The sequence below is a fragment of the Shewanella sp. SG41-3 genome, from assembly GCF_014164545.1.
GTDB classification, from domain to species: domain Bacteria; phylum Pseudomonadota; class Gammaproteobacteria; order Enterobacterales; family Shewanellaceae; genus Shewanella; species Shewanella vesiculosa.
The window spans coordinates 1-255 of sequence record NZ_JACJFJ010000042.1 but is presented as its reverse complement, the minus strand read 5'-3'; the positions used below and the strand labels follow the sequence as shown (position 1 = coordinate 255).

At 40.8% G+C, this 255-nt stretch carries 1 rRNA gene; it reads left to right on the top strand.

The features are described from left to right. Window positions 1–188 precede the first annotated feature (188 nt). Window positions 189–255: ribosomal RNA gene (gene rrf, locus H5164_RS19885) — 5S ribosomal RNA — on the top strand; the annotation flags it as partial.

Below are 255 nucleotides of genomic sequence, written 5' to 3'. Positions count from 1 at the left end.
AGCGTTGTGAGGCGTTGAGCTAACTTGTACTAATGACCCGTGAGGCTTAACCATACAACCCAGATGGGTTTTACTGATACGACTTAGTATTAGAATAAAGCGCTTAAGCAGTGCGAGAGACTCAAAAAGAAATCAGCTTTCCGAATTATTATTTAATGCAATATACTGCGTTAGATAAACAAAATTTGTCTGGAAACCATAGAGCTGTGGCACCACCTGATCCCATTCCGAACTCAGAAGTGAAACACAGTATCG